This is a genomic window from Streptomyces sp. NPDC052910 (assembly GCF_055585605.1).
Genome location: NZ_JBVJJR010000003.1, coordinates 96058 through 120268, shown reverse-complemented (window position 1 = coordinate 120268; position 24211 = coordinate 96058). Strand labels below are relative to the sequence as shown.

25 protein-coding genes are annotated in these 24211 nt (G+C 72.8%); 13 read left to right on the top strand and 12 right to left on the bottom strand.

The window, feature by feature from the left end:
• Positions 1–32: 32 nt before the first annotated feature.
• The 6 genes from sufD to ACZ6X9_RS11540 are packed head-to-tail and all read left to right on the top strand — an operon-like array spanning position 33 to position 4399.
• The gene (gene sufD, locus ACZ6X9_RS11565; protein WP_469777795.1) at positions 33–1214 is read left to right on the top strand and encodes a Fe-S cluster assembly protein SufD; all 1182 of its coding nucleotides are present in this window, start codon (positions 33–35) and stop codon (positions 1212–1214) included.
• The gene (locus tag ACZ6X9_RS11560; protein ID WP_469777794.1) at positions 1211–1540 is read left to right on the top strand and encodes a non-heme iron oxygenase ferredoxin subunit; all 330 of its coding nucleotides are present in this window, start codon (positions 1211–1213) and stop codon (positions 1538–1540) included. The genes sufD and ACZ6X9_RS11560 overlap by 4 nt, the downstream gene beginning before the upstream one ends.
• A 7-nt stretch (positions 1541–1547) precedes the next feature.
• Entirely contained in the window at positions 1548–2312 is a 765-nt protein-coding gene (sufC, locus tag ACZ6X9_RS11555; protein ID WP_436780095.1) for a Fe-S cluster assembly ATPase SufC, read from the top strand.
• Entirely contained in the window at positions 2309–3565 is a 1257-nt protein-coding gene (locus tag ACZ6X9_RS11550; protein ID WP_469777793.1) for a cysteine desulfurase, read from the top strand. The genes sufC and ACZ6X9_RS11550 overlap by 4 nt, the downstream gene beginning before the upstream one ends.
• 13 nt (positions 3566–3578) lie before the next feature.
• A complete protein-coding gene (gene sufU, locus ACZ6X9_RS11545; RefSeq protein WP_469777792.1) occupies positions 3579–4070 on the top strand; it encodes a Fe-S cluster assembly sulfur transfer protein SufU in 492 nt (163 codons plus the stop codon).
• A complete protein-coding gene (locus tag ACZ6X9_RS11540; RefSeq protein WP_004951661.1) occupies positions 4067–4399 on the top strand; it encodes a metal-sulfur cluster assembly factor in 333 nt (110 codons plus the stop codon). Before sufU ends, ACZ6X9_RS11540 begins: the two co-directional genes overlap by 4 nt.
• 104 nt (positions 4400–4503) lie before the next feature.
• Here ACZ6X9_RS11540 and ACZ6X9_RS11535 read toward each other — a convergent pair whose 3' ends face one another.
• The 4 genes from ACZ6X9_RS11535 to ACZ6X9_RS11520 all read right to left on the bottom strand — a co-directional run bounded on the left by ACZ6X9_RS11535 (position 4504) and on the right by ACZ6X9_RS11520 (position 8607).
• Entirely contained in the window at positions 4504–5937 is a 1434-nt protein-coding gene (locus tag ACZ6X9_RS11535; RefSeq protein WP_469777791.1) for an FAD-dependent monooxygenase, read from the bottom strand.
• 17 nt (positions 5938–5954) lie between these two features.
• Positions 5955–6623: a VC0807 family protein gene (locus ACZ6X9_RS11530; RefSeq protein WP_469777790.1), complete on the bottom strand. Its 669-nt coding sequence runs from the start codon at positions 6621–6623 to the stop codon at positions 5955–5957.
• 11 nt (positions 6624–6634) lie between these two features.
• On the bottom strand, positions 6635–7279 hold the full coding sequence (locus ACZ6X9_RS11525) for a TetR/AcrR family transcriptional regulator (protein WP_469777789.1): 645 nt from the start codon (positions 7277–7279) through the stop codon (positions 6635–6637).
• 137 nt (positions 7280–7416) lie between these two features.
• Positions 7417–8607, bottom strand: coding sequence for a S8 family peptidase (locus ACZ6X9_RS11520; RefSeq protein ID WP_469777788.1), 1191 nt, complete (start codon positions 8605–8607; stop codon positions 7417–7419).
• A 180-nt stretch (positions 8608–8787) separates the two neighbouring features.
• Here ACZ6X9_RS11520 and ACZ6X9_RS11515 point away from each other — a divergent pair, with 180 nt between their 5' ends.
• From ACZ6X9_RS11515 to ACZ6X9_RS11500, 4 genes are all read left to right on the top strand, one after another.
• Positions 8788–9111, top strand: a complete 324-nt coding sequence (locus ACZ6X9_RS11515; protein WP_469777787.1) for a DMT family transporter — start codon at positions 8788–8790, stop codon at positions 9109–9111.
• Positions 9111–9650, top strand: a complete 540-nt coding sequence (locus tag ACZ6X9_RS11510) for a TetR/AcrR family transcriptional regulator (RefSeq protein ID WP_469777786.1) — start codon at positions 9111–9113, stop codon at positions 9648–9650. Before ACZ6X9_RS11515 ends, ACZ6X9_RS11510 begins: the two co-directional genes overlap by 1 nt.
• 324 nt (positions 9651–9974) lie before the next feature.
• The gene (gene dapD / locus ACZ6X9_RS11505) at positions 9975–10964 is read left to right on the top strand and encodes a 2,3,4,5-tetrahydropyridine-2,6-dicarboxylate N-succinyltransferase (protein WP_469777785.1); all 990 of its coding nucleotides are present in this window, start codon (positions 9975–9977) and stop codon (positions 10962–10964) included.
• A 416-nt stretch (positions 10965–11380) separates the two neighbouring features.
• Positions 11381–12133: a hypothetical protein gene (locus ACZ6X9_RS11500; RefSeq protein ID WP_469777784.1), complete on the top strand. Its 753-nt coding sequence runs from the start codon at positions 11381–11383 to the stop codon at positions 12131–12133.
• Positions 12134–12392: 259 nt separating this feature from the next.
• Here the strand turns inward: ACZ6X9_RS11500 and ACZ6X9_RS11495 are convergent, their stop codons facing one another.
• The 3 genes from ACZ6X9_RS11495 to ACZ6X9_RS11485 form a co-directional block, all read right to left on the bottom strand.
• Complete coding sequence (locus ACZ6X9_RS11495) at positions 12393–12839, bottom strand: RICIN domain-containing protein (RefSeq protein WP_469777783.1); 447 nt, start codon at positions 12837–12839, stop codon at positions 12393–12395.
• A gap of 488 nt (positions 12840–13327) precedes the next feature.
• The gene (gene dapA, locus ACZ6X9_RS11490) at positions 13328–14302 is read right to left on the bottom strand and encodes a 4-hydroxy-tetrahydrodipicolinate synthase (RefSeq protein WP_469777782.1); all 975 of its coding nucleotides are present in this window, start codon (positions 14300–14302) and stop codon (positions 13328–13330) included.
• Between the two features lie 227 nt (positions 14303–14529).
• Positions 14530–16440, bottom strand: coding sequence for an endonuclease/exonuclease/phosphatase family protein (locus ACZ6X9_RS11485; RefSeq protein ID WP_469778629.1), 1911 nt, complete (start codon positions 16438–16440; stop codon positions 14530–14532).
• Positions 16441–16800: 360 nt separating this feature from the next.
• Here ACZ6X9_RS11485 and ACZ6X9_RS11480 point away from each other — a divergent pair, with 360 nt between their 5' ends.
• The gene (locus ACZ6X9_RS11480) at positions 16801–18297 is read left to right on the top strand and encodes a hypothetical protein (protein WP_469777781.1); all 1497 of its coding nucleotides are present in this window, start codon (positions 16801–16803) and stop codon (positions 18295–18297) included.
• A gap of 153 nt (positions 18298–18450) precedes the next feature.
• On the opposite strand, the gene ACZ6X9_RS11475 is transcribed toward ACZ6X9_RS11480, so the two are convergent.
• Positions 18451–18834, bottom strand: coding sequence for a VOC family protein (locus tag ACZ6X9_RS11475; RefSeq protein ID WP_469777780.1), 384 nt, complete (start codon positions 18832–18834; stop codon positions 18451–18453).
• A 232-nt stretch (positions 18835–19066) separates the two neighbouring features.
• Here ACZ6X9_RS11475 and ACZ6X9_RS11470 point away from each other — a divergent pair, with 232 nt between their 5' ends.
• Positions 19067–19771 carry a DUF4097 family beta strand repeat-containing protein gene (locus tag ACZ6X9_RS11470; RefSeq protein ID WP_469777779.1) on the top strand — a complete coding sequence of 235 codons (705 nt, stop codon included), beginning with the start codon at positions 19067–19069 and terminating at the stop codon, positions 19769–19771.
• Positions 19772–19937: 166 nt separating this feature from the next.
• Here the strand turns inward: ACZ6X9_RS11470 and ACZ6X9_RS11465 are convergent, their stop codons facing one another.
• On the bottom strand, positions 19938–20672 hold the full coding sequence (locus ACZ6X9_RS11465) for a VOC family protein (protein ID WP_469777778.1): 735 nt from the start codon (positions 20670–20672) through the stop codon (positions 19938–19940).
• Positions 20673–21081: 409 nt separating this feature from the next.
• On the bottom strand, positions 21082–21507 hold the full coding sequence (locus ACZ6X9_RS11460; RefSeq protein ID WP_469777777.1) for a pyridoxamine 5'-phosphate oxidase family protein: 426 nt from the start codon (positions 21505–21507) through the stop codon (positions 21082–21084).
• 221 nt (positions 21508–21728) lie between these two features.
• On the opposite strand from ACZ6X9_RS11460, the gene ACZ6X9_RS11455 reads away from it, so the two are divergent.
• The gene (locus tag ACZ6X9_RS11455; protein WP_469777776.1) at positions 21729–22238 is read left to right on the top strand and encodes a DUF6624 domain-containing protein; all 510 of its coding nucleotides are present in this window, start codon (positions 21729–21731) and stop codon (positions 22236–22238) included.
• Positions 22239–22264: 26 nt separating this feature from the next.
• Here ACZ6X9_RS11455 and ACZ6X9_RS11450 read toward each other — a convergent pair whose 3' ends face one another.
• Both ACZ6X9_RS11450 and ACZ6X9_RS11445 read right to left on the bottom strand, forming a co-directional pair.
• A complete protein-coding gene (locus ACZ6X9_RS11450) occupies positions 22265–23536 on the bottom strand; it encodes a M48 family metalloprotease (RefSeq protein ID WP_469777775.1) in 1272 nt (423 codons plus the stop codon).
• A gap of 2 nt (positions 23537–23538) precedes the next feature.
• Entirely contained in the window at positions 23539–24090 is a 552-nt protein-coding gene (locus ACZ6X9_RS11445; protein WP_469777774.1) for a hypothetical protein, read from the bottom strand.
• Positions 24091–24211: the final 121 nt, after the last annotated feature.

Below are 24211 nucleotides of genomic sequence, written 5' to 3'. Positions count from 1 at the left end.
CTTTTTGACAGGAAGAGAGCACCACGACAGCCATGGCTGACAACACTCCCGCCGGCAGCACCACCGACGGCGCCATCCAGGTGGGCGGGGCCAAGCAGCCCATCGACGCGCGGGTCAGCGCCCCCGCCTCGTACGACGTCGCCGACTTCCCCGTGCCGCACGGCCGCGAGGAGGAGTGGCGGTTCACCCCGCTGGAGCGCCTCCGCGGTCTGCACGACGGCACGGCCGTGGCGGACGGCGCCGGCGTCAAGGTCGAGGTGACCGCCCCCGCGGGCGTCACCGTGGAGACCGTCGGCCGGGACGACGCCCGGCTCGGCAAGGCCGGCAAGCCGGTCGACCGGGTGGCCGCCCAGGCGTACAGCTCCTTCGAGAAGGCGTCCGTCGTCTCGATCCCCAAGAACACCGTGCTCACCGAGCCCGTGCGGATCGCCGTGCACGGCGAGGGCGGCGTGGCCTTCGGCCACCAGGTCGTCGAGATCGGCGCCTTCTCCGAGGCCGTCGTCATCATCGACCACACCGGTGACGCCATCCTGGCGGCCAACGTCGAGTACCTGCTCGGCGACGGCGCCAAGCTCACCGTCGTCTCCGTCCAGGACTGGGACGACACCGCCGTCCACGCCGCGCAGCACACCGCGCTGGTCGGCCGCGACGCCCGCTTCAAGTCCGTGATCGTCACCTTCGGCGGCGACCTGGTCCGCCTCCACCCGCGCGTCGTCTACGGCGCCCCCGGCGGCGAGGCCGAGCTCTACGGTCTGTACTTCACCGACAACGGCCAGCACCAGGAGCACCGCCTCTTCGTCGACCACGACACGCCGCACTGCCGCAGCAACGTGGTCTTCAAGGGCGCCCTCCAGGGCAAGGACGCGCACGCCGTCTGGATCGGCGACGTCCTCATCCGCGCCGCGGCCGAGGGCACGGACACCTACGAGCTCAACCGCAATCTCGTCCTCACCGACGGCGCCCGCGTCGACTCGGTCCCCAACCTGGAGATCGAGACCGGTGAGATCGTCGGCGCCGGCCACGCCTCGGCGACCGGCCGCTTCGACGACGAGCAGCTTTTCTACCTGATGGCCCGCGGCATCCCCGCCGACGAGGCCCGCCGTCTGGTCGTCCGCGGCTTCTTCGCCGAGCTCGTCCAGCAGATCGGCGTCCCCGAGCTGGAAGAGCGCCTCATCGCCAAGATCGAGGCCGAGCTGGAAGCGTCCGTCGCATGACCTACGTACGCGTCGCCGCGCTCGGCGAGCTGGAGGAGGACACGCCCAAGCGGGTGGAGGTCGACGGCACCCCCGTGTCGGTCGTCCGCACCGAGGGCGAGGTCTTCGCCATCCACGACATCTGCTCGCACGCCAACGTGTCGCTCTCCGAGGGCGAGGTGGAGGACTGCGCCATCGAATGCTGGCTGCACGGTTCCACCTTCGACCTGCGCACCGGAAAGCCCTCGGGTCTCCCGGCCACCCGACCGGTCCCCGTTTACCCCGTCAAGATCGAAGGAGACGGCCCAGACGCGTCTGTGCTCGTTTCCGTCACCCAGGAGTCCTGAGTTCCCCATGGCAACGCTTGAGATTCACGACCTGCACGTCTCCGTCGACGCCGAAGGCGGCCCCCGGGAGATCCTGCGTGGCGTCGACCTGACCGTGAAGCAGGGCGAGACCCACGCCATCATGGGCCCCAACGGCTCCGGCAAGTCCACCCTGGCCTACTCGCTGGCCGGTCACCCCAAGTACACGATCACCGGCGGCACCGTCACCCTCGACGGCGAGGACGTCCTGGAGATGTCCGTCGACGAGCGCGCCCGCGCCGGCGTCTTCCTCGCCATGCAGTACCCGGTCGAGGTGCCCGGCGTCTCGGTGTCCAACTTCCTCCGCACCTCCGCCACCGCGATCCGCGGCGAGGCCCCCAAGCTGCGCACCTGGGTGAAGGAGGTCAAGGAGTCCATGGCGCGCCTGCACATGGACCCCTCCTTCGCCGAGCGCAACGTCAACGAGGGCTTCTCGGGCGGTGAGAAGAAGCGGCACGAGATCCTTCAGCTCGAGCTCCTCAAGCCGAAGATCGCGATTCTGGACGAGACCGACTCGGGCCTGGACGTCGACGCCCTGCGCATCGTCTCCGAGGGCGTCAACCGAGTCCGTGAGACCGGGGAGGTCGGAACCCTGCTGATCACGCACTACACCCGCATCCTGCGCTACATCAAGCCGGACTTCGTGCACGTCTTCGCGAACGGCCGCATCGCCGAGTCCGGCGGCGCCGAGCTCGCGGACAAGCTGGAGGAAGAGGGCTACGAGGCGTACACGACGGGAGGCGTCACCGCGTGACACCGATTCCGGGGCTCCTCGACACCGAGGCGATCCGCAAGGACTTCCCCATCCTCGACCGCGTCCTGCACGACGGCAAGAAGCTCGTCTACCTGGACAACGCGGCGACGTCCCAGAAGCCGCGCCAGGTGCTCGACGCCATCAACGAGTACTACGAGCAGCACAACGCCAATGTACACCGCGGCGTCCACGTCCTCGCCGAGGAGGCCACCGCGCTCTACGAGGGCGCGCGTGACAAGATCGCCGCGTTCGTCAACGCTCCCAGCCGCGACGAGGTCATATTCACGAAGAACGCCTCGGAGTCGCTCAATCTGGTGGCGAACATGCTCGGCTGGGCCGATGAGCCCTACCGGGTGGACCACGACACCGAGATCGTCATCACGGAGATGGAGCACCACTCCAACATCGTCCCGTGGCAGCTTCTGGCGCAGCGCACGGGCGCGAAGCTGAAGTGGTTCGGCCTCACCGACGACGGCCGGCTCGACCTGTCGAACATCGAGGAGATCATCACCGAGAAGACCAAGGTCGTCTCGTTCGTGCTGGTCTCCAACATCCTGGGCACGGTCAACCCGGTCGAGGCGATCGTCCGGCGCGCCCAGGAGGTCGGCGCGCTGGTCGTCGTCGACGCCTCGCAGGCCGCGCCGCACATGCCGCTGGACGTCCAGGCGCTCCAGGCCGACTTCGTGGCCTTCACCGGCCACAAGATGTGCGGCCCGGACGGCATCGGCGTGCTGTGGGGCCGGCAGGAGCTCCTGGAGGACCTGCCGCCGTTCCTCGGCGGCGGCGAGATGATCGAGACCGTCTCGATGCACTCGTCCACCTACGCCCCGGCGCCGCACAAGTTCGAGGCCGGTACGCCCCCGATCGCCCAGGCCATCGGTCTCGGCGCGGCCGTGGACTACCTGTCGGCCATCGGCATGGAGAACATCGCGCGGCACGAGCACGCGATCACCGAGTACGCGATCCGGCGGCTCCAGGAGGTCCCCGACCTCCGGCTGATCGGCCCCACCACGGCCGAGGACCGCGGCGCGGCGATCTCCTTCACGCTCGGCGACATCCACCCGCACGACGTGGGCCAGGTCCTCGACGAGCAGGGCATCGCCGTCCGGATCGGCCACCACTGCGCGCGGCCCGTCTGCCTGCGGTACGGAATTCCGGCGACCACGCGGGCGTCGTTCTACCTGTACTCCACCCCCGCCGAGGTCGACGCCCTGGTCGAGGGTCTGGAGCACGTCCGGAACTTCTTCGGCTGATGGGCAGCGGACTGTGAAGCTTGATTCGATGTACCAGGACGTCATCCTGGACCACTACAAGCACCCGCACGGCAGGGGCTTGCGGGACGGCGACGCCGAGGTGCACCACGTCAACCCGACCTGCGGCGACGAGATCACCCTGCGCGTCCGGCTCTCCGGTGAGACGATCGAAGACGTCTCGTACGAGGGCCAGGGCTGCTCGATCAGCCAGGCCAGCGCCTCGGTCCTCAACGAGCTGCTGGTCGGCAAGGAGCTCGGCGACGCCCGGCGGATCCAGGAGACCTTCCTGGAGCTGATGCAGTCCAAGGGCCGGATCGAGCCGGATGACGCGATGGAGGAGGTGCTGGAGGACGCGGTGGCGTTCGCCGGCGTCTCCAAGTACCCCGCGCGGGTGAAATGCGCTCTCCTGAGCTGGATGGCGTGGAAGGACGCGACCGCCCAGGCGCTGGGCGAGGGCGCCGCAAGCACTGAGAGCACCGAGAGCACTGCGAGGAAGACCGCATGAGCGACGAAGTGACCACCAAGCCGGCCACCGAGGAAGAGGTCCGCGAGGCCCTGTACGACGTGGTCGACCCCGAGCTGGGCATCGACGTCGTCAACCTCGGCCTGATCTACGGCATCCACATCGACGACGCCAACATCGCCACCCTCGACATGACGCTGACGTCCGCGGCCTGCCCGCTGACCGACGTCATCGAGGACCAGGCGAAGTCGGCCACCGAGGGCATCGTCAACGAGCTCCGGATCAACTGGGTCTGGATGCCGCCGTGGGGCCCCGACAAGATCACCGACGAGGGCCGCGAGCAGCTCCGGGCACTCGGCTTCAACGTCTGAGCGTCCGCTCGCCGTGCGAGCGCCTGCTCTTCCGGCAGCCCGCCACCCCGTACCGCGGGGGTGGCGGGCTGCCGTCGTGTGCGGGGTTCCCCGGGCGGGGCGGGTCAGCGGGCGGCGCCGAACCAGCGTTCCAGGGACGCCACCAGGCCGTCCCCCGCCGTCGTCCCCGCCCAGCAGACGTGGCCGTCCGGGCGGAGGAGGAGCGCGTCGGCGGACGGGGGTGTGGGGGCGGTGGTCCGGTCGACGCGGTCCGTCCAGGGGGCGGCGAGGGTGTCGAGGGCCGGGGCCGGGGCGGGGGAGCGGGTGAGGAGGAGGCCCCGGCCGTCGGGGAGGCGGGGGCCCGGGAAGCGGGCGCCCAGGAGGGGGTGGCCGGGGACGTCGGGGCCCATGGGGTAGCGGATGTCGAGCCCGGAGATCATGCCGGCGACGCGGCGGTTGGCGGCCGGCTCCGCGAGGAGGGCGGAGACGGTGGAGCGCAGGGCGCGGATGTCCTCGTCGGGGTGCATCAGGGCGAGCTGGGCCCGGGTGTTCTCCAGGACCGCCGCCCCGACCGGGTGGCGTTCCGCGTGGTAGGTGTCCAGCAGGCCGCGCGGTGCGTGGCCGCGGACCGTGGCGGCGAGTTTCCAGCCGAGGTTGAAGGCGTCCTGCACCCCGAGGTTGAGACCCTGGCCGCCCGCCGGGAAGTGGATGTGGGCCGCGTCGCCGGCCAGCAGCACCCGGCCGACGACGTACCGCTCCGCCTGCCGGGAGGCGTCGGTGAACCGGGAGGCCCAGCGGATGTCGCGAAGGGCGAAGCGGGGGCCGGGGCCGGCGGCGAGGGCGGTGCCGACCTCCTCGGGGGTGACGGGGGTGTCGCGGCCCACGGTCTGGTCCGGGGCGGCGAAGAGGAACCGGAACACACCGTCGCCGAGGGGCATCAGGAAGGGGCCTTCCCGACCGTCGAACGCGGGCAGGCGCCACCGCGTGGGCAGCGCGTCGTGGGGCTCCGGCACGATGTCGGCGACGACCAGGGAGATCCGTCCGTCCCGGCCGGGGAAGCCGACGCCGAGCTCGCCGCGCACCCGGCTGCGTCCGCCGTCCGCCCCCACCAGGTGGCCGGCGCGCAGGGTGGTGGTGCCGTCCGGGCCGGTGACGGTGGCGGTGACGCCGTCCGCGTCCTGGGCGAGGGCGGTGAGTTCACGGCCGCGCAGGACGGGGACGCCGCACTCGGTGAGGCGGTCCTCCAGGAACCGCTCGACGCGGGCCTGCGGGATGCCGACCTGGTAGGGGAAGCGGGTGTCGAAGGGCGAGTAGTCCAGCGGGATGCCGGCGAAGTGGCCCTGGGGCAGGGTGGTGAGGGCCTGGGCGGCGATCGGCTCCAACCAGCCGCGCGCGTCCAGGACTTCGGCGGTACGCGGCTGGAGGTTGAGGGCGCGGGACTGGCCGCTGCGTTCGAGGGACCGCTCCAGGACGACGGTGCGGACGCCCGCGAGGGCGAGTTCGTTGGCGAGCGTCAGTCCGGTGGGGCCGGCTCCGACGACGATGACGTCCGGGGTCATGCCGAGTGCCTCCGCTCTCAGGCTTTCAGTCCGCGCCGGGTGACGTAGACGTTGTGGAAGATCAGCAGGCCGGCCAGGACGACCAGCCACTGCACCGTGCTCACCAGGGGGACGGAGTCCACCGGCAGCGTCAGGGCCAGGACGACCCGGACCGCGGCGTCCAGCGTGAAGACCGCGCCCCAGACGGCCGTGAGCACCCGTACGTCGCGGCGGAACGCCGGCTCGGTGTCCCAGCGGGCGGCCCAGGCGCGCCATCCGGCCTCGCCCAGCTTGGCGGTGACGACCGTCTGGCCCAGGTACATGACGAACGGGCGGCGGGTGGGCAGGGTGCCCGAAATCCACAGGCCGATCAGGCCGAACAGCCAACTGTCACGCACCAGCAGGACGCGCGGGTCACCGCTCACCAGGGACATCAGGGCGCCGAGCAGCATCAGACAGAGGGTGAACAGCCCCATGGCGTCCACCCGTCCGCGCCGGACCATCCCGTGGACGAGCCAGGGCACGGCGAGCAGGCTGCCCACCGCCAGCGCGGCCCACTGGCTCGCGCCGGCGGCCTGGAGCCCGTAGAAGGCGGCGAGCGGGAGGACGAGCTCGAAGAGGAGCTGGAGGGCGAGGTGTCTGCGCAGGGCGGCGGTCTTCCGCCGCTCGGTGGGCGGGGTCGCGGGGACGGTCACGGGATCGGTCACGGGGCCGGTGCTCACGAGGTCCTCCGGGTGGCGCGGTCGAAGAGGTCGGCGAGGTGGCGGCCGTGGGCGACCGCGTCGAAACCGGGGTCGTGGGCGGCGCGCGTCACGAGCGCGTCGATGGCGCCGCGCAGCGCGTACACCAGGGTCGCCGGGTCGAACTCGCCGAACTCCCCGGCTTCCTGGCCCCGGCGCACGGCGGCGATCAGGCTGTTCAGCATGGTGTCCGTGGCGGCGGTGAACTCCTGCGCCGAGGGGCTGCCGCTCCGGATCCCGGTGAGCACCTCCACCATGGCGTGCAGGTGCTTGGGGTAGACGTCCAGCAGCGCGAGGTTGGACTCGATGTGCGCGCGGAGCCGCCCGGGAGCGGTCGGCTCGGCCTCGATCCGGGGACGCATGTACGCGTCGGCCACCCGCATCACCTCGGCCACGACCTCGCGCATCAGGTCGTCCTTGCCGGCGAAGTGGTACGAGATCATCCCGGTGCTGCTCAGCCCGGCCTGCCGCGCGATCCGCGTGAACGACGCCTTGGCGTACCCCACTTCGGCGATGACCTCGATCGCGGCGTCGACGATCTGCGCCCGTCTGGCGGCCTCGATGAACGTCCGGTCGGCGGCCGGTGCCGCTTCTTGCTTGCCTTCGCTGCTTTTTGCTCGCATGAGCAAAAGGTAACGGGGGTTTGCTTGGCTGAGCAAGGATTGGTTTGGTCAAGCAATACGTCCGACGGCCGGTGACGGCGAGGGCCCGGGTGGGGGTGGTAGAGGCGACAGGGGTGATGGGGGATGGCGGGCCGGGGTCATGCCCCGCCCGTGAACAGCAGCCGGTCCGGCGTTCCGTCGCGGAGTCCGCTCAGCACCCCCTGCGTCGCCTGGCCCGCCAGCCACTCGGACACCGCCTGCGCCGACGCGTCCGGGTGCGCCGCCTTGTAGAGCGCCGCGACCCCGGTGACGTGCGGCGCCGCCTGCGAGGTGCCGCTCTTCGCCGTGGCGCCCCCGCCGGCGCGGGCGGAGACGATGTCCAGGCCCGGGGCGAGGAGGCGGAGGCAGGGACCCCAGTTGCTGAACGACGCCATGTGGTCGTCCTGGTCCGTCGCCCCCACGACCACCGCGCCCGGCGCGCTGCCCGGCGAGTTGGCGCAGGCGTCGGTGGCCGCGGTCGCGGCCTGCGCGTTCCCAGCCGAGACCACGGGCGGCACTCCGCGGCCCGCGACCGCGGCCACCGAGGCGTTCGTCGCCGCCGAGTAGGGGCCGTTGAGCGAGGCGTTCAGCACGGACGCCGGTCCGGCGTGCTGGGCGACCCAGTCCAGGCCGGCCACGAAGCGGGAGGCCGACGTCGTCCCCTCGCAGTCCAGCACCCGCACGCTGACCAGCGTCACCTTCCGCGCGACGCCGTGCTCCCCGCCGCCGATGATCCCCGCCACGTGCGTGCCGTGTCCCGAACCGGTCAGGCAGTCGGAGCCGTCACCGGCCGGATCGACCAGGTCGACGCCCTTGCGGGCACGCCCGCCGAACTCGGGGTGGGTGTAGTCGATCCCGGTGTCCACGACGTACGCGGTGACGCCCTCGCCGGTGCCGGCGACCGCGAACTGCCCGTCCAGGGGCAGTCTCCGCTGGTCCACCCGGTCCAGTCCCCAGGACGTCGCCGGCCCGGCGGCCGACTGCCGGAGGACCGCGTCCTCCTCCACGGACCGTACGTCCGGCGAACGACGGACGGAGTCCAGTTGCGCGGGACTGAGCGAGGCGGCGAAGCCGAGCAGGGCGTGCTGGTAGACGGTGTCCGGCGTGACACCCAGCCGGGTGGTCAGCGTGCGCGGACTGGCGCCCTGGCGCAAGGTGACGATGTAGTGGCCGGCCACGGCCCGGCCGCCGGTCCTGTGCAGCGGGGCGCGGGGTGCCGGGGGGTCGGGGCGGGGGGTGGCGAGGGCCAGGGTGAGGGCGAGGAGAGCGAGAAGGGCGGGAGGGGAGAAGGAGCGGTGCGGCGGTCTCATGTCCCCTGGATAGGCGGAGGGGTGGTGGGGTGCGATCCGGGTGGGCCATTCGGTCTGCCCCTGTTCCGCCCTTTCGCCGTTTCTTCCGGGGTGCCGTCCCGGACCCCGTAGCGCGGCTTCGCCGCTCGTCCTCTCCCGCGTTGCGTACGCCCGTACACAGCGTTGTGTACCCTCGTACACATGGTGTACCTGACCCTGGCAGGCGCGATCGCATCCGAGATCGCCGCCACCACCTGCATGAAGTACAGCGACGGCTTCAGCAGGCTGTGGCCCTCGCTCGGGACGGCGGCCGGCTACCTCCTCGCCTTCCTGCTGCTCGCACGGACCCTGAAGACCATGGACGTCGGCACGGCGTACGCCATCTGGTCCGGCGCGGGCACGGCGGTCGTCGCCGCGATCGGCATGCTCTTCCTGGGCGAGGCGGCCAACGCGGCACGCATCGGCGGAATTCTGCTGGTGATCGCGGGTGTCGTCGTCCTCAACCTCGGCGGGGCCTCCCACTGATGCCCCGCCGCTACGACCCCGCCCGCCGCGACCGCATCGCCGAGGCCGCCGTCCGCGTCGTCGCCGCCCGCGGCCTCGGCGCGCTGAGCCACCGGGCGGTCGCCGCCGAGGCCGACGTACCGCTGGGCTCCACGACGTACCACTTCGCCACCCTCGACGACCTGCTGGTGGAGGCGGTGCGCCGGACCGCCCGGGAGTGGCTGGACGCCCTGACGGCCTGGGAACGGGACCTGCCCGAGAACGCGCCGCTCGCCGACGCCGTCGCCGACCTCGTCGCGGACGCCTTGACCGGTGACCGCTCCCGCCTGGAACTGGAGTACGAGCTCTACGCCGCCGCCCTGCGCCGCCCGGCCCTCCGTCCGGTGGCCGCCGAGTGCGTCACCGAAATGGCCACCGTCCTCGGCCGCCGCACCCCCGACACCGCCACGGCCCGCGCCCTCACCGCCCTCCTCGACGGCCTTCTGCTCCAGTACCTGGTGAGCGGGTGGCCCTTCGAGCGGGCGGAGGTACGGGACGCGGTGGCGCGGCTGGTGGGGTGAGCGGCCCGGCGGGTCCCGGACCCGCCGGGGGCGGCGCACGGTGGCCGAGCCGGCGCCGAGGAACGACCGGAGCGAACCGGTGCACATGTCGCACTGCGCGTCGCACGTCGCCCTGCGCGTCGCACGTCGCACGTCGCACGTCGCACGGTGAGCATCAGCCGTCTCGCATCCCGAGCGCGGACGCGTCACAGGGTACGGATGCCGTTGCCGCCGGGTCCGGCGCGCGTCCGTCTCCGTCGGTGGTTCGGTTCCGGCGCGTCCGCCTCGGCGGGGTGATGGAGTCCGGTTCGCCTTGAGCGGGCCCCTCCGGTTAGGTTTTCGGACATGACCGATGCTGCTGTCCCCTCCACCACCGGTGCCGTCGCCGCCGGCCTCGCCACGATCGCCGCCGACGGCACCGTTCTCGACACCTGGTTCCCGGCCCCCGCGCTGGCCGACGCGCCCGGCCCCGCCGGGACCGAGGAGCTGACCGCCGAGCGCGCCGCCGAGCTGCTGGGCGAGGCCGCCCTGAAGGCGGTCGGTCCGGACGCCCGCCGTGACGTCACCGTCGTGGCGGTCCGCACGGTCATCGCCTCGCTCGACGACAAGCCGCTCGACGCGCACGACGTCTACCTCCGGCTGCACCTGCTGTCGTCCCGGCTGATCCGGCCGCACGGCGCGAACCTGGACGGCATGTTCGGCCTGCTGGCCAACGTCGCCTGGACCTCGCTCGGCCCGGTCGCCGTCGACCGGATCGAGACCGTGCGGCTGAACGCCCGCGCCGAGGGCCTGCACCTCCAGGTCACCAGCATCGACAAGTTCCCGCGCATGACCGACTACGTCGTCCCGTCCGGCGTCCGCATCGGCGACGCCGACCGTGTGCGCCTCGGCGCCCACCTGGGCAAGGGCACGACCGTCATGCACGAGGGCTTCGTCAACTTCAACGCCGGCACGCTGGGCACCTCCATGGTCGAGGGGCGCATCAGCGCGGGTGTCGTCGTCGGCGACGGCAGCGACATCGGCGGCGGCGCGTCCACCATGGGCACGCTCTCCGGCGGCGGCAAGCAGATCATCTCCGTCGGCGCGAACTGCCTGCTCGGCGCCGAGTCGGGCATCGGCATCGCGCTCGGCGACGAGTGCGTGGTCGAGGCCGGTCTGTACGTGACGGCCGGAACCCGGGTCACCCTGCCGGACGGGGAGATCGTCAAGGCGCTGGAGCTCTCCGGGGCCAACAACATCCTCTTCCGCCGCAACTCCACCACGGGCGCCGTCGAGGCCCGCCCGTACAAGAGCACGTGGGGCGGGCTCAACGAGGCGCTGCACAGCCACAACTGACGCGTGTCGCGTACGAGCGGCCGTACGGCGGGTCCCCGTTCCGGGTGGACTCCGGCGTGCGGCCGCTCTGGCGTGTCCGGGACGGGCTGCGCCACCATGGGAGCCGGTCCGGTCCACCCGGGCCACCCGGTCCGTCCGGCCTGTCCGGTCCGTCCGGGCCGTCCGGTCCACGGGAAGTCCCGCTGAGCCACGGGAGGCGCCATGCAGCTCGGCAAACGTCTGGCCGTCGGATTCGCCGAGGAGACGGAGAGGAGCCCTGCCGTCGAGGAGACATCGGCGGCCTGGTCGGTTGTGACGGCCCCGGCGGCTCCGGCGGCTCCGGCGGCTGCGTCGGTCGTGGAGGCGGACGAGGTGTGTGGGGCCGTAGCCGCTCACCGCTCCGAGCCCTTGCACCGGGAAGCCGTCCCGGCCGGACGATGAGGCTGCGGCTGCCGCGGGAACGCCCCGACCGGCCGCCCACCGGTTACAAGATCGCCTACCCGGTGGTCTCCCGGGACGGCACCCGCGCCGGTTTCACCGGTGTCTCCCTGGGCGGCGGGGCGCCGTACGGCGTCCTGGACGACGCCCGGTGCGTCTACGGCCGCCGCCACAGCGCCCCCGCCCGGCGGTGCGACTGCGGTTTCCACTGTCTGCACTCGGCCGCCGAGGCGCTGGACCTCACCTGCGCGGGGGAGCACCGCCGGGCGGTCGTCCTGGAAGTGGCCGTGCTGGGCGCCTACATCCGCTACGAGCGCGGGATGCGCTACGCGCGCCAGCGTGTGCGCCGGGTGCGGGTCGGGCCGTGCGCCTGCGGGCGCACGGCCACGCGGCTCGCCGACGCGGAGTGGGGGCTGCCCGGGTGGCGGGTGTTCGCGGCGGACTGCGGCGGCTGTGTGCCGATGCGCGGCGGTGTGACGCTCGCGCAGTTCGGGCGGCTGGCGGGGGAGGGCGTCGTGGTCGTCTCCGAGCCGGAGCACGCGGAGGACGCGACGGGTGCCGAGGGCGCGGAGGACGCGACGGGTGCCGTGGACGCGGTGGGAACGGCGGTACGGGACGGGGGCGGTGCGTCCGTGCACGAACTCATCGCCGAGGCGGCGTTGCTCCAGGCTCGCCTCGACTGGTTCCAGGGAGAGGTGCGGGGCGGCTCGGCGCGGCGCGACGGAGGAACCGACGGCGGCCCGCTTCCCTGAGTCCGCTTTCTCCCCTGAGCGGGGCTTATTGCCGTGCGATGCGGGTTTTATCCGGGAAGTCCTCCGAAAACCTGCCGAGAAATGCCTAGAGCATGCCGTTTCATCGGGTGGAAAGGCAAAGCCCTCCTCCACTGGGGGGGTTGGAGGAGGGCCGGTAAGCGGTCTTCGACGCCGCGTCCGAGCGGTCTTCGGCGCCGCGTCATTTCGCCGGGGGCGCGTCACGCGCCCGCGGGGTACGCGGGCCCGGCGTCGTCGGTGATCAGCTCCAGCGCTGGTGCTTGATGCCGCCGTCGAAGTTGGTGTAGACGGAACCGTCGGGGCGCGAGCCGAGGGTCAGCCCGGTCGCCTTGTCCACCAGCTTCCAGCCCATGGAGTCCTTGGACTCGCGCCACTTCTGGTTGTTGCCGCCGTTGCACACGTGCGCGGAGACGGCGCCGTCCTTGTTGCTGTCGAGGCAGAACTTGTGGTCCCGCGTCTTCAGAAGGAACGTTCCGTCGGACTGCTTGGTCTCCTCCCACTTCGCGGTGGGCGCGTTGCAGTCGCCCGTGCCGACCCAGAAGCCGTTGGCGACCAGGCACTTGTGGTTGCCCACGTTCTTCCAACTGACGGTCTGGGTGGCGGCGGACGCCTGGCCCGAGGCGCTGAACATCAGGGCCGGCGCGAGGACCGCGGAGGCCGCGAACGTGCCTATCAGGCGCTTGTTCATGGTGGTTGTTCCTTTCGATGGCCGATGACGACCGCGGCAGCGGTGGCCGCCTTGACGGCGGACGGGCGGACGGCGGTCGCACGATTCCGCCGGCGAGCACGTGGTCAAGGGGCGCGGCCGGATCCGTACGCGTCGTAGTCGTACGTCGGCGGGCGAGGAGCCGTCGGAGCCGTCGAAGCCGTCGGAGCCGTTTCGGGCATTCCTCCCCGGCCTCCTCGCCTGTTCCCCCGCTTCACGTTTCCGTGAAGTCCGTTCTCGTACCCGTCCGATGGCTCTGCTGCCGTGGTCCCGGTACTGGTGTCGCACCTTATCCCTACGTGATCATGGTGGCAAAGGGCTTTCCGGGATGCCGGAAAGGGCCGATTTCCGTGGGCGTCCCGGCATTCGGCGGGCGATATCGCGGGGGCGGGCGGAGGACGGGAGGGAACGGCGGGGGAGCGGATTCCCGAACGGAAAGCGACGCGGACCGGCCCCGGGGGCGGGCGGTTTCAGCGCGCGGGTGTCTCCACCCCTTCCCCGGCCGGTGTCTCCGTCCCCTCCCCGGCCGGTACCTCCGTCCCTTCCCCGGCCGGTACCTCCATCCCTTCCGCATAGGCCGCGCGGAGCCGCCGGACCTGTGCGGCGGAAGCCGCCCGCAAGGGCGCCCGGACCGGTCCGCCCGGCAGGCCGACCACGCCGAGCAGCGCCTTCGCCGTCACCGTGCCCGGCAGGCCGTCCGCCATCATCGCCTCGATCAGCGGCAGGGCGCGGGCGTGCAGCCGCGTCGCCTCCCCGACGTCGCCCGCCTCGAACGCGTCCAGCGCCGCGGCCAACAGCGGCCCGGCCACGTTCGCGACGGTGCTGACGTAACCGACCGCGCCGACCGAGCGCAGCGGCAGGTTGAGTTCCTCGCTGCCGGAGTAGTAGGCGAGTCCGGTGGCGGCGATGACCCTGGCGCTGCCGAGGAGGTCGTACGCGCAGTCCTTGACGCCTTCGACGCGGGGGTGTTCGGCCAGCCGCAGCATGGTGTCCACCTCGATGCGGGTGCCGGTGCGGCCGGGGATGTCGTAAAGCATCACGGGGATCCCGACCGCGTCCGCGACCGTCAGGAAGTGCTCCTCGACGGCGTCCTGCGGGGGCCGGCTGTAGTACGGCGTGACGACCAGGACCCCGTCCGCCCCCGCCGCCTCGGCGGCGCGGGCGAGGGTGACGGTGTGGCGGGTGTCGTTGGAGCCGACGCCCGCCGTGATGCGGGCGCGGCCGGCCACGGCCTCGGTGACGGCCCGGACGAGCGCGGTCTTCTCCTCGTCGGTGGTGGTCGGCGACTCGCCGGTGGTGCCGCTGAGGACCAGCCCGTCGCAGCGGCCCGCTCCGACGAGGTGGTCCGCCAGGCGTTGGGCGCCGTCGAGATCGAGCCGGCCGTCGGGAGTGAAAGGGGTCACCATCGCACAGACCGTACGGCCGAAGGGGCTGGTGGGCGGCATCGCGTCACGCTCCGGGATCGGGGAACTCGCCCCGATTCTGGGCCACTTCGACCGTAAGGGTCCATGGAAAGTTGCTACCGCGACGATTCAGCGGTGCTTAAACGCCAGCGGGTGCTTAAACGCCAGCGGCGCTCACACGCCTGCGGCGCTCACACGCCAGAGGTGCTCAAGCGCCAGCGGCGCTCAAGCGCCACGGCTGCCGAAGCGCCACGGTGCTCAGGCGGACGTCACGGCGTCCAGCGCAGCACCTGCGGGTCGTGGTCGCTCGCCTGGTCGGCGAACTCCGCGTTGACGTGGACGATGTCGTAGTCCGTCCGGCCGCCGCGCTTCCCGCCGGTCCCGCGCTTGCCGCCCTCCTTGACCTTCCCGCTCATGGCCGGGCTGGTCAGGATGTGGTCGAGCACCTGCGAGTTGCCCTGGAAGACATAGCCGTAGCGTTCCTTCGCCGGGAGCAGGTTCACCTGGTCGGTGAGCACCCCGCCGGAGGTGAGGGTCCGGAGCGCGGGGGAGAACTGGTAGTCGTTGAGGTCGCCCGCCACGATGACGTCGGCCTTCCGGTCCGCGGCGAGGATCCGCTTGACGAAGGCGTTCACCACCGCGGCCTGCTTGCCGCGCTGCACCTCGGAGGTGCGGGCGGGCGGCTGGAAGCGGCTGTCGAGGCCCTGGTCGCCGCCCTTGGAGTTGAAGTGGTTCGCGATCACGAAGACCCGCTCGCCGCGGAAGGTGAACTGGCCCGCCAGCGGCTTGCGGCTGTTCTCCCACGCCGGGTTCGCCGGGTCGACGCGGCCGGGGGAGGCGGTCAGGGTGGCCTGCCCGTGGTCGCGGGTGACGCCCACCGGGGTGGTGGAGTCGCCGCCCGCGATGTCCGTGAAACTCACGCGGGCGGGGTTGAAGAGGAAAGCGGTGCGTATGTTGCCGCCGGGCTGGCCGCCGTCCTTGCCGTCCACGGGATCGATCTGCCGCCACTCGTACCGCGGCCCGCCCGCGTTCACCACGGCGTCGGTGAGCTTCTTCAGCGTCGCGCCCGCGCCGACCGTGCCGTCGTTCTTGACGCCGCTGTCGTCCTGGACCTCCTCCAGGGCGACGATGTCGGGCGAGGCCAGGTTGGTGACCAGGGCGGAGGCCAGCCGGTCGAACTTCGCCTGCGGGTTCTGCGGTGCGAGGTTCTCGACGTTGTACGTGGCGACGGCGAGCTCGCCGTCGCGCTGCCGGCGGGTGGTCTCGCGCTTGAGCCCCCGGTCGGTGAGCGTGCCGAGCTCGGTGGCCTGGAGCGTGTAGCCGCCGTAGTTGTCGTAGTCCAGCGGGCCGGCGGTGGTGCCGGTGAGCTCGTCGCCCACGTTCGCGACCGGGAACGGGTGCTGTGCGAACGGGATCAGCGAGGAGACCTTCACGCGGGCCGCGTTGGGGTCGGCGTACGCGCCGTAGAGGACGCCGCCGCGCGCGGTGCGGTGGTGGCGGGGGTCGGCGGTGACCCAGAGGTCCTTGTGGCTGCTGGTGGCGCCGGTGACCGGCGCGTCCTTGACCGCGACCCGCATGCCCTCCAGTGACTCGAACCGGTCGAGCGCGTACCGGCGCGGGTCGAGCCGCAGCTTCTCGATCGAGCCCTCGCGGGACGTCGGTGCGTAACGGTCCGGCAGAGTACGGGCGTTGAGCTCGACGGCGGCGGGCAGGGCGTTGCCCGAGGAGGTGACGGTCCAGGTCGCCTTGGTGAGCTGGGTGACCGACTGGAGGCCGGCCGCCTCGCCGCCCGGGTAGTACTCGCCGACCGTGGCCGAGACGAGCACCGCGTCGCCGACCGTGACGGACGGGGTCGTCGCACCCGTGAAGACGAAAACGGCCTCGCTGGTGGCCGCGTCCCGGTCCGGGTGCGGGTCCTGGAACCAGAAACCGCGGGCGGAGCCGAAGGCGCGGACCGCCGTCACCACGCCCGGGACATCGGTCACCTGCTTCCCGACGAGGGGGGAGAGGCGCGTGGTGCCCTGGATGTCGTGGATGCGGGTGCCGGTGGTGTCGGTGGCGGCGCCGCCGGCCGCGCCCGCGGTGGGCGCGGTGAGCAGGCCGGCCGCGAGGGCGGCGGCGACGAGGGTGCCGGTGGTGACGTACCTACGACCGAAGAGACCGAAGGGGCCGGTAGGCAGGGCGGGGCTGGTGCGGTGCCGACTGCTGGGCACGAGAAGCCTCCGGAGGCTTGTGTGAGGGGTGGGAGAGGAGCCGGCGGGCCGCGACGGAGGCGGAACCGACTTCTACGCGCGTCAATTTCGGGCGTGAACACGTCAGTTGTCAAGGTCGTGCGGGTGTACGCGCCCCGACGGGCAGGTGAACCGGGCGGCGGGCCGGGAAAGCCGTCTACGCTGGGGCGGTACGTGTGCCGCCGGTGATCCCCGCGCGCTCGCCGCCGTGGGCGGGTGGCCGAGGCCACGTCGTTTCCGGCCATGACCTTCGTCACGCCCGCACCCCGGCACGCCCCGTGCCGTCACCCCGAGGAGATGACCCCCCTGATGCCCGCAGACCGCCCGACCATGCCGCCGGTGCGGCTCCTCCCCGACGCGGAGCTCGCGCGCGACGCGCTCTCCGCGCCGCTGTTCGCCCGCGCCGCCCGACTGGCCCGCTGGGCCGGTGAGGGCACCCCGGTCGGCGCGGGCGGCGAACTGCTCGCCGACCAGTTGCGCACCGCCACCGGACTGCTGGGCCTCGACGGCGAGGAGGACGGCCCGGCCCACACGGCCGAGGCGTGGCAGCTCGCGCTGGACACCGGGCTGGTCGAGTTCACCGAGGACGAGAAGGCGGGGGACGACGCCGGGCGCTCGTCCGACGAGCCCTGCGGCACCGCCGTCGCGGGCGAGGAGCTGGCCACGCTCACCTCCGGCAGCCCCCAGGACGTCCTCGACCTGTGGCTCGGCGGCCTCGAGACGGTCCTCGCCGACGCGGCGGCACCGGACCTCGGCGACATCGTCGACCAGCTCTCCGACGGCGGCGACCTGGACCTCGACGCCATCGACTGGAACCCCGAGGAGGAGGCCGACTTCCTCGACGGGGTCCTCGGCAACCTCTACCTGCTGACCGCGCTCGACGAGGATGCCGCCCGGCGGCCCGTCCCGCTGCCCGCGCTGGCCGCCTCCCTGATCGTCCCCGACGACATGGACGAGCCCACCGACGACGTCCTCGAAGAGGTCTCCGACGCGATGATGCGCCTGGACGACCAGTTCCGGCTGCTCGCCCCGACCGGCCTCATCGAGTACCAGCCCGTCGACGAGGCGCTGATCGAGGAGGTCGACGGGGAGGGCCACATCCGCGAGTCCGTCGACGGCGTGACGTCCGACGCGCCCGAGGAGGAGGACGTCACCCGGTACGGCATGGTCTCCCTCACCCCGCTCGGGATCTTCGCCGTCCGCACCCGGATGCTGGAGGCGGGCGTCGACGCCCCGGCCGTCGGCGACCTGGCCGAGAAGGACGCCGCCGCGCTCCTCGCCGCCCTCCCGCACCACCCCCGGCCCGCCGCCCGCGCCGAGACCGAGCTCTGGCTCGCCCGCCGCGACCCGCTGACCGCCGCCCGCGAACTGCTCGCCGCCGCCCGCGGCGACGACGCGGACGCGCCGCTGCGCCGGCTCGCCAGCCAGCAGGCCCTTTCCCTCGTGCCCTTCGACGCCGAGCCCGCCTTCCGCGAGGTCCTCGACGATCCGCGGCTCGGCGGACTCGCCCGCGTCTGGCTCGCCGAACGCGGCGCGCCGGACATCCCGGAGCCGGGGGAGACGATGGTGTTCTGGCTCACCATCGATACGATCGCCGCTCAGCTCGCCTCGGAGGGGGACTCCGAGGAACTGCGGGAGCTCGTGGTGGGGCTGGTGGGGCAGCACAGCGGGTTCTTCGACTCGGCCTGGCGGGTGGAGCATCCCGCCACCGCGGACGTGCTGGAGGCGATGGGGCGGTTGCACCCGGAGAAGAGGGTGGCCAAGGCGGCTCGGAAGGCGGCCTTCAAGGCGCGGTCCCGGGGGTAGGGGGCTGCGCTTGTCCCTGCGGAGGGGGGCGCCCGCGGCGTGCCGGTGCCTCCTCTGGGGGGCAGGGGCACGGGACGCCCGAACCCGGCACCGTACGGAGCGGGGCCGCCGACCGCCCGGCATTCCCGTGCGCCGGCGGCTTGGCCGGCGGGGTCAGACGGGCCGGATCCGGGTGCGCAGAAGGCAGAACTCGTTGCCTTCCGGGTCGGCCAGGACGTGCCAGCTCTCGGAGCCGCTCTGGCCGACGTCGGCGCGCTGTGCGCCGAGGGCGAGCAGCCGTTCCAGCTCGGCGTCCTGGTCGCGGTCGGTGGGACTGACGTCGAGGTGCAGACGGAGTTTCCCGGGGCGTGGGTCGCCGGTGGGACTGATGACGAGAGTGGGCTGCGGGCCGCCGAAGCCGGTGCCGGGCGGCCCGATCATGATGGATCCGTCGTCCTCCCGGTCGATCTCGGCGTACCCGAGGACCTCGCTCCAGAAGGCGGCGAGCCGCTCGGGGTCGACGGCGTCGAGGACCAGTTCGCTGATGCGGGATGCCATGTCCGGCAGCGTACGCACGAGACGGGTCTCAACTCCGTGCGTCTGAGCGGCGATCCGCGCCCGGCCCTCGCAGGGCGCCGGCCCCGAGCACGCGCGTCCCCTAGGGAATCGACCGGCGAGGATCATCCCCCGTGCCGACGACCCGTCACCCCCCGGCCAGGGAGGATGACAGAGCACCTCCCCCACCGTCCGCCCGCCCCACCCGTCCGTCCGCAACTGGAGCCCATACCGCATGTCCCGGAACCGCACCTCCCTCCTCGCCCTCTCCGGCGCCGCCCTGAGCGCCGCCCTCCTGGTGACCGGCTGTTCGCTGAGCGACGGTCCGACGAAGAAGGCGGAACGCACCTACTCCGTGCGCGGCAAGGTCACGGTGATCGAGGCCCGGAGCCTCGGCGGCGACATCACCGTGCGCCCGCTCGCCGAGGGCACGGACACGGTGCGCGTGACCGAGCGCTACGAGTACAGCGGCTCCAAGCCGAACCCGGAACACAGCCTGAACGACGGCCGTTTCTCCATCGGCAAGGCGGACTGCGGCGGGTCGGCGAGGCGGTGCACGGTCCACCTCACCGTGCTGGCACCGCCCTCGGTGGCCGTCGACCTCGAGACCACGGGCGGCGACGTCACCGTCAAGGGGACGTCCGGCGCCGTCGAGGCCGAGACCAAGGGCGGGGACGTCCGCGTGGAGGACTCCGCGTCCCGCTCGGTCCGCGCGCACACCCGGGGCGGGGACGTCACGACGACCTTCACCACCGTCCCCGACTCGGTGGACGGCCGGACGCAGGGCGGCGACGTCAAGGTGCGGGTGCCCAAGGGGCGTTACACCGTGGACGCGACCACGCAGGGCGGCAAGCGCGAGGTGGCCATCCCCTCGGCCGCCGGCGCCCCGCACCGGATCACGGCACACACGCAGGGCGGGAACGTCTCCGTCACCTCGTAGGGCCGGGCCCGGCGTGCCTCGTAGGGCCGGGCCCCGCGGCACGTCGTAGGGCCGAGCACGGCGGCACTTCGCACGGCCGGGCCCGGCGGCACTTTGCAGGGCCGGGCCCGGCGGGCGGGACGCCCGGGGCGCCGGAGGGCGTCTGCCGCGACGCCCTGGTGCGCGCTCAGCTCCGGGGGAGCCATTCCCGGAGTCCGTCGAGGTACCCGAGCTCCGACTCGACGCGCCGCCGCTCGTCGGCGGTCAGCTCCAGGCCGCGCAGGTCGGCGAGCCAGGGGTCGGCGGGTTCGCCGAGGGTGGTGGCGAGGTCGGTGAGGTGACACAGGGCGATGGCCCGTTCGACCGCCGGGGCGTCCGTCCCGTGCCTGCGCATCGCGGACTTGAGCGCGCGGAAGGCCTGGAGGTCGTCGTTTTTGAACTCGCGCAGGATCCGGGCGTTGTCGAGAGCCTTGGCGAGACCCGTCAGGCTCGCGGAGCCGCCGTATTCCAGTTCCATGGGCTCGTCGCGCTGGATGAACAGGAGCGAGTTCCCGGACGGATCGATCAGCGTGAACCGGGACGCGCCGGGCCGGTAACGGGTGATCCGGGGAAGGCCGGAGGAGAGCACCTTCCCGTAGGCCCGCCGCATCGCCGCAGTGAACTCCGCGTGGTACGGCGCCACGGCGTCGACCATGACCAGGGAATACCCGGATTCCTCCCGGGCCGGGTCCAGACCCTTGGGCGCCGGGCCGAAGCACAGGTGGAATCCGCTCCACCGCAGCATCAGGGACACGTAGGGCTTGCTTTGTCTGTGGATGACCTCGAATCCCAGCGCCTCGTAGAACGTCAGCGTCTCCTCCACTGACGCACACGGCAGCAACGGCACCGTCGTCTCGTTCGGCCGGACCGCGGGCTCACTCACGTGGCTCTCCTTCCATCGGCGGCTCGGCGATGCTTGCACCTTTGGACGGGATCCGCACATGAGTATCGTTCCGGAAAGCTTCCCTCCGCACCGGCAACAGCCGTACACCATCTACTCGTTGACCGGAGACCACCGTCCCGGTCTCCCGCGGAACGGTTGCCCGCGTCGGGGCGCGCGGTGACCCGCCCGGTCGCCTGACCGCCCGCCCGTCCCTGTCGTCCTTCGGCGGGCCGGCGGGCGAGCGGGACGGGCAGGGGCAGGGGGCGGGGATGTGCGTGACGCGCCGGGCCGCCGGGCCCGGCCGCCGGGCCGGCCCGCCGCCCAATGCCCGTTGAGCCCACACTGCCCGTTGAGCCGTCCCGCACTGACCCGACCCGCGGCGGTCCGGTCGGAGGGCGGAAGCGGAAGGTCAGAAGCCGCCCAGGTCGGCCGAGATCCAGTGCTCCGGGCGCATGAAGATCAGGATGTGTCCGCCGAGCTGCGTCCGGTCGTACTCGACGAAGCCGTCGACCTTGTCCGCGGGCAGATACCGGGCGGCCATCTCGCGGGCGCGCTCGGGGCTGTCCTCCTCCGTCCTGGTCACCGGGCCTTCGACGGACACGTAGCGCACCGTCGGGTCGGTCCGCTGGACCATCAGGCTGAACCGCCCCGCCGCCCGGATCGCCCGCGCCTTCCTGGAGTCGGGCCCGGTCCGCACCCACAGCTCGCCGCCCGGCGCGTACTGGTACCAGAGGGGGACGGTCAGCGGCGCGCGCCCCGGCCGTTCGACCACCGACAGCGCACCGATGTGAGGCTCCGCCAGAAACAGTTCTCGTTCCCGCATCGTCAGTGTCATACGTCCGACCCTAGCGACGGTCACTGACATCCGGCGGTGGCTTCGCGGCGCGTTGTGCGGGAGTGGCGGCCATGCGGGGGAAGGGGCCGGAGGAGGGAGTGAATCCATTATCGCCGTGCGCGGGCCGCCCTGTCACCGTCCGTGTGGACGATCTTTGTGCCGATTCGCCCCTCTAGGGTCGGGAAGCGTCCCACGGAACCGATGTCCCGAAGGAGTTGACGATGGCCGCCTCCCTGGCACCCCTCGCCGCGGAGCTCGAACGCATGGCTGCCGACGATCACCGGGCCGCCGCCCACGCGCACAGCGACGATCCGGCCGCGCGGTTGGCCTGGCGGCGCCTGACCGCCCGGCACGGCGACCGGCTGAACGAGATCATGGACGAACACGGCTGGCCCGCCGCCGACCTGGTCGGCGCGGACGCGGCCCGGGCGGCCTGGCTGATCGCCCAGCACGCCGACCGTCAACTGGACGTGCAGCGCCGGGCCCTGCGCCTGCTGGAACAGGCGGTGGCCGCCGGGCGGGCCACGCCCCGCGAACTGGCCTTCCTCCGCGACCGCACCCTCGTCAACGAGGGGCGCGAGCAGGTCTACGGCACCCAGATCGCCGGCGTACGGGACGGGGCCCCCGTTCCGTGGCCCTGCGAGGACCCGGAGCGGATGGATGAACGGCGCGCGGAGGCCGGCATCGAGCCGTTCGCCGATTATGTCGCCAAGTTTCCGGCCCCTGCTTAGTCTTCCGCGTCCTGAGCAGGGGACCTTCAGCCCTCCGGCGGGTACGGGGGCGGACCGAGGAACGGCCGGAGGCGGGACAGGCGGGTGGTGCTGGAGGGGTGGGGTGACAGCAGCTCCGTGAGGCGGGTGTCGTGGGGGGTGGGGGAAGTGCGGCGCGTCCTCGTGATGAGGAGGGCGAGCCGGGGCGCGAGACCGAGTTCGGCGGCGAACCGGTCCGCGCGCAGCTCGGCGCGCCGGTCGCGGGCGGCCAGCAGCGGAGGCACCGCCGACAGCAGGCAGGGCAGCCCGTACAGCCACGGACGCGTCGCGTAGGCCAGGACGCCGATGCCCAGCGGGAGGACGGCCGTGGCCAGGTGGGACACGGGCCGGGGCAGGTGCGACACCCCCCGCGCCGCCCCCCGGGCGAGCCATCCGACGGCGCGGGCGGGCAGCGCGTACCAGTACGCCGGGAGCGGGGTCGACCGCGCGCGGCTCAGCTCGCGGGCCAGCACCACGGCCCGTTCCGCGTGCGGCAGTCGGGACAACGTGCAGTGGGTGAGGCCGACGACGCGGCCGGCGGGCGCGCGGGTCGACAGTTGGTCGGAGTCCTCGACCCACAGGTCGTAGGCGCCGGTGGCGGAGAGGCCGGCGCGCGCCCGCACCTCCCGCCACACCGGGTCCGCCGCGTCGCTCTCCTCCCGGGTGGGCGGGCGGAGTCCGCGGAGGCGGCGGGCCGTGTGGCGCTCCACGAATCCCAGCAGGAAGAGGGGGCCGACCGCCAGCCACAGGAGCAGGGCGGTCAGGCCCGCGATCCCGAAGGGGAGCGTGAGCAGCACGACGACCAGGAGGCCGCAGAGGAAGCCCGGCAGGGCCGACGGGCCCGGCAGGAGCGAGAGCGGCCTGCCGGTGGGGGCGGCGGGCCGGCCCGTGTTCCGTCGGCGTGCGGGCATGCCGGGGCCGGGGACGGCGCTCCGAGGGACGGGCGAGGGGAGGAGCGGTTCCGGCAGTCCCACGGACGTCCGTTGGGCGCCGAACACCTCCGACTTTCCCGTACCGCTCGCCTGCCGCCGGGACTCGCGGACGGTCTCGGCCCGGCGGACGACCACCGTTCCCTGGACGTCGTAGGCGAACCGCGGCGCGTACCCGGCGGTTTCGCCGTTCTCGTCTTCTTCTTCCTCGTCCGCGCGCACCCGCGACAGACCGCTGTCGACGGCGTGTGCCCAGGTGGGCGAGACGGCCGCTCCGGACGCACTCCGGAACGCCGGCGCGCGCCGCGAAACGACCGCGACCACCCGGCCCGTGAAGGATTCGGCCCGCACGGTCACACCCCTCCCTCGTGCGGGGCGGCGCCCGTACCGTCCCGGAGCGGAACGGTCCCCGGGGCGCCGCCGCCCACGGCCGGGGCGGGAACCCCGTTCGCGGGCGGCGGCTGATCGTTCCCCGGCGGGCGGCCCGTGCCGGACTGCCGCGCCTGCTGGAGCGTCGCCGCGATGCCCTCTTTGCCCACGTGCACGACGAGCGGCACGAACATCGTGACCTTCTCCAGGACCACGGGCGCGGTCGCCCCGACGAGGACGGCCAGCCAGGCCGACACGGCGCCCGGCGACGTACGGGTGATCGCCGCGGCCACCCCGCAGCCGACCGCCACCCGCAGCACGCCCGCGACGGCGTACGCGAGGAAGCCCGGGGCGGGGAGCTCGTTCCCCGCCGGCCGGACACCCTGCGGGGAAGGGGGCCGGTGCTCGTTCCCGAGGCTGCTCGCCCCGACGTTCCAGGGCAGTTCGCGCCACCGTCGCACCGCGACGATGTAGTCGAGGGCCTCCATGGCGAAACCGCCGAAAGCGCCCCACAGCGCACCTTCCAGCCACCGCATGCATACGAGCTTAGGGAAGTGGGGGCCTCACGGGCAGGTGGTTTCTCGTGTGAGAGGGGGTGGGTGCGGGCCGGGTACGGAGAGGGGGGCGCAGGCCGGACCCGGCCGCGCTCCATGATGG

Excerpts from the sequence above, each read along its gene's own strand:
- sufD (WP_469777795.1), top strand. The coding sequence starts at position 33 with ATGGCTGACAACACTCCCGCCGGCAGCACCACCGACGGCGCCATCCAG.
- ACZ6X9_RS11560 (WP_469777794.1), top strand. The coding sequence starts at position 1,211 with ATGACCTACGTACGCGTCGCCGCGCTCGGCGAGCTGGAGGAGGACACG.
- sufC (WP_436780095.1), top strand. The coding sequence starts at position 1,548 with ATGGCAACGCTTGAGATTCACGACCTGCACGTCTCCGTCGACGCCGAA.
- ACZ6X9_RS11540 (WP_004951661.1), top strand. The coding sequence starts at position 4,067 with ATGAGCGACGAAGTGACCACCAAGCCGGCCACCGAGGAAGAGGTCCGC.
- ACZ6X9_RS11535 (WP_469777791.1), bottom strand. The coding sequence starts at position 5,937 with ATGACCCCGGACGTCATCGTCGTCGGAGCCGGCCCCACCGGACTGACG.
- ACZ6X9_RS11525 (WP_469777789.1), bottom strand. The coding sequence starts at position 7,279 with ATGCGAGCAAAAAGCAGCGAAGGCAAGCAAGAAGCGGCACCGGCCGCC.
- ACZ6X9_RS11520 (WP_469777788.1), bottom strand. The coding sequence starts at position 8,607 with ATGAGACCGCCGCACCGCTCCTTCTCCCCTCCCGCCCTTCTCGCTCTC.
- ACZ6X9_RS11515 (WP_469777787.1), top strand. The coding sequence starts at position 8,788 with ATGGTGTACCTGACCCTGGCAGGCGCGATCGCATCCGAGATCGCCGCC.
- ACZ6X9_RS11510 (WP_469777786.1), top strand. The coding sequence starts at position 9,111 with ATGCCCCGCCGCTACGACCCCGCCCGCCGCGACCGCATCGCCGAGGCC.
- dapD (WP_469777785.1), top strand. The coding sequence starts at position 9,975 with ATGACCGATGCTGCTGTCCCCTCCACCACCGGTGCCGTCGCCGCCGGC.
- ACZ6X9_RS11500 (WP_469777784.1), top strand. The coding sequence starts at position 11,381 with ATGAGGCTGCGGCTGCCGCGGGAACGCCCCGACCGGCCGCCCACCGGT.
- ACZ6X9_RS11495 (WP_469777783.1), bottom strand. The coding sequence starts at position 12,839 with ATGAACAAGCGCCTGATAGGCACGTTCGCGGCCTCCGCGGTCCTCGCG.
- dapA (WP_469777782.1), bottom strand. The coding sequence starts at position 14,302 with ATGCCGCCCACCAGCCCCTTCGGCCGTACGGTCTGTGCGATGGTGACC.
- ACZ6X9_RS11480 (WP_469777781.1), top strand. The coding sequence starts at position 16,801 with ATGCCCGCAGACCGCCCGACCATGCCGCCGGTGCGGCTCCTCCCCGAC.
- ACZ6X9_RS11475 (WP_469777780.1), bottom strand. The coding sequence starts at position 18,834 with ATGGCATCCCGCATCAGCGAACTGGTCCTCGACGCCGTCGACCCCGAG.
- ACZ6X9_RS11470 (WP_469777779.1), top strand. The coding sequence starts at position 19,067 with ATGTCCCGGAACCGCACCTCCCTCCTCGCCCTCTCCGGCGCCGCCCTG.
- ACZ6X9_RS11460 (WP_469777777.1), bottom strand. The coding sequence starts at position 21,507 with ATGACACTGACGATGCGGGAACGAGAACTGTTTCTGGCGGAGCCTCAC.
- ACZ6X9_RS11455 (WP_469777776.1), top strand. The coding sequence starts at position 21,729 with ATGGCCGCCTCCCTGGCACCCCTCGCCGCGGAGCTCGAACGCATGGCT.
- ACZ6X9_RS11445 (WP_469777774.1), bottom strand. The coding sequence starts at position 24,090 with ATGCGGTGGCTGGAAGGTGCGCTGTGGGGCGCTTTCGGCGGTTTCGCC.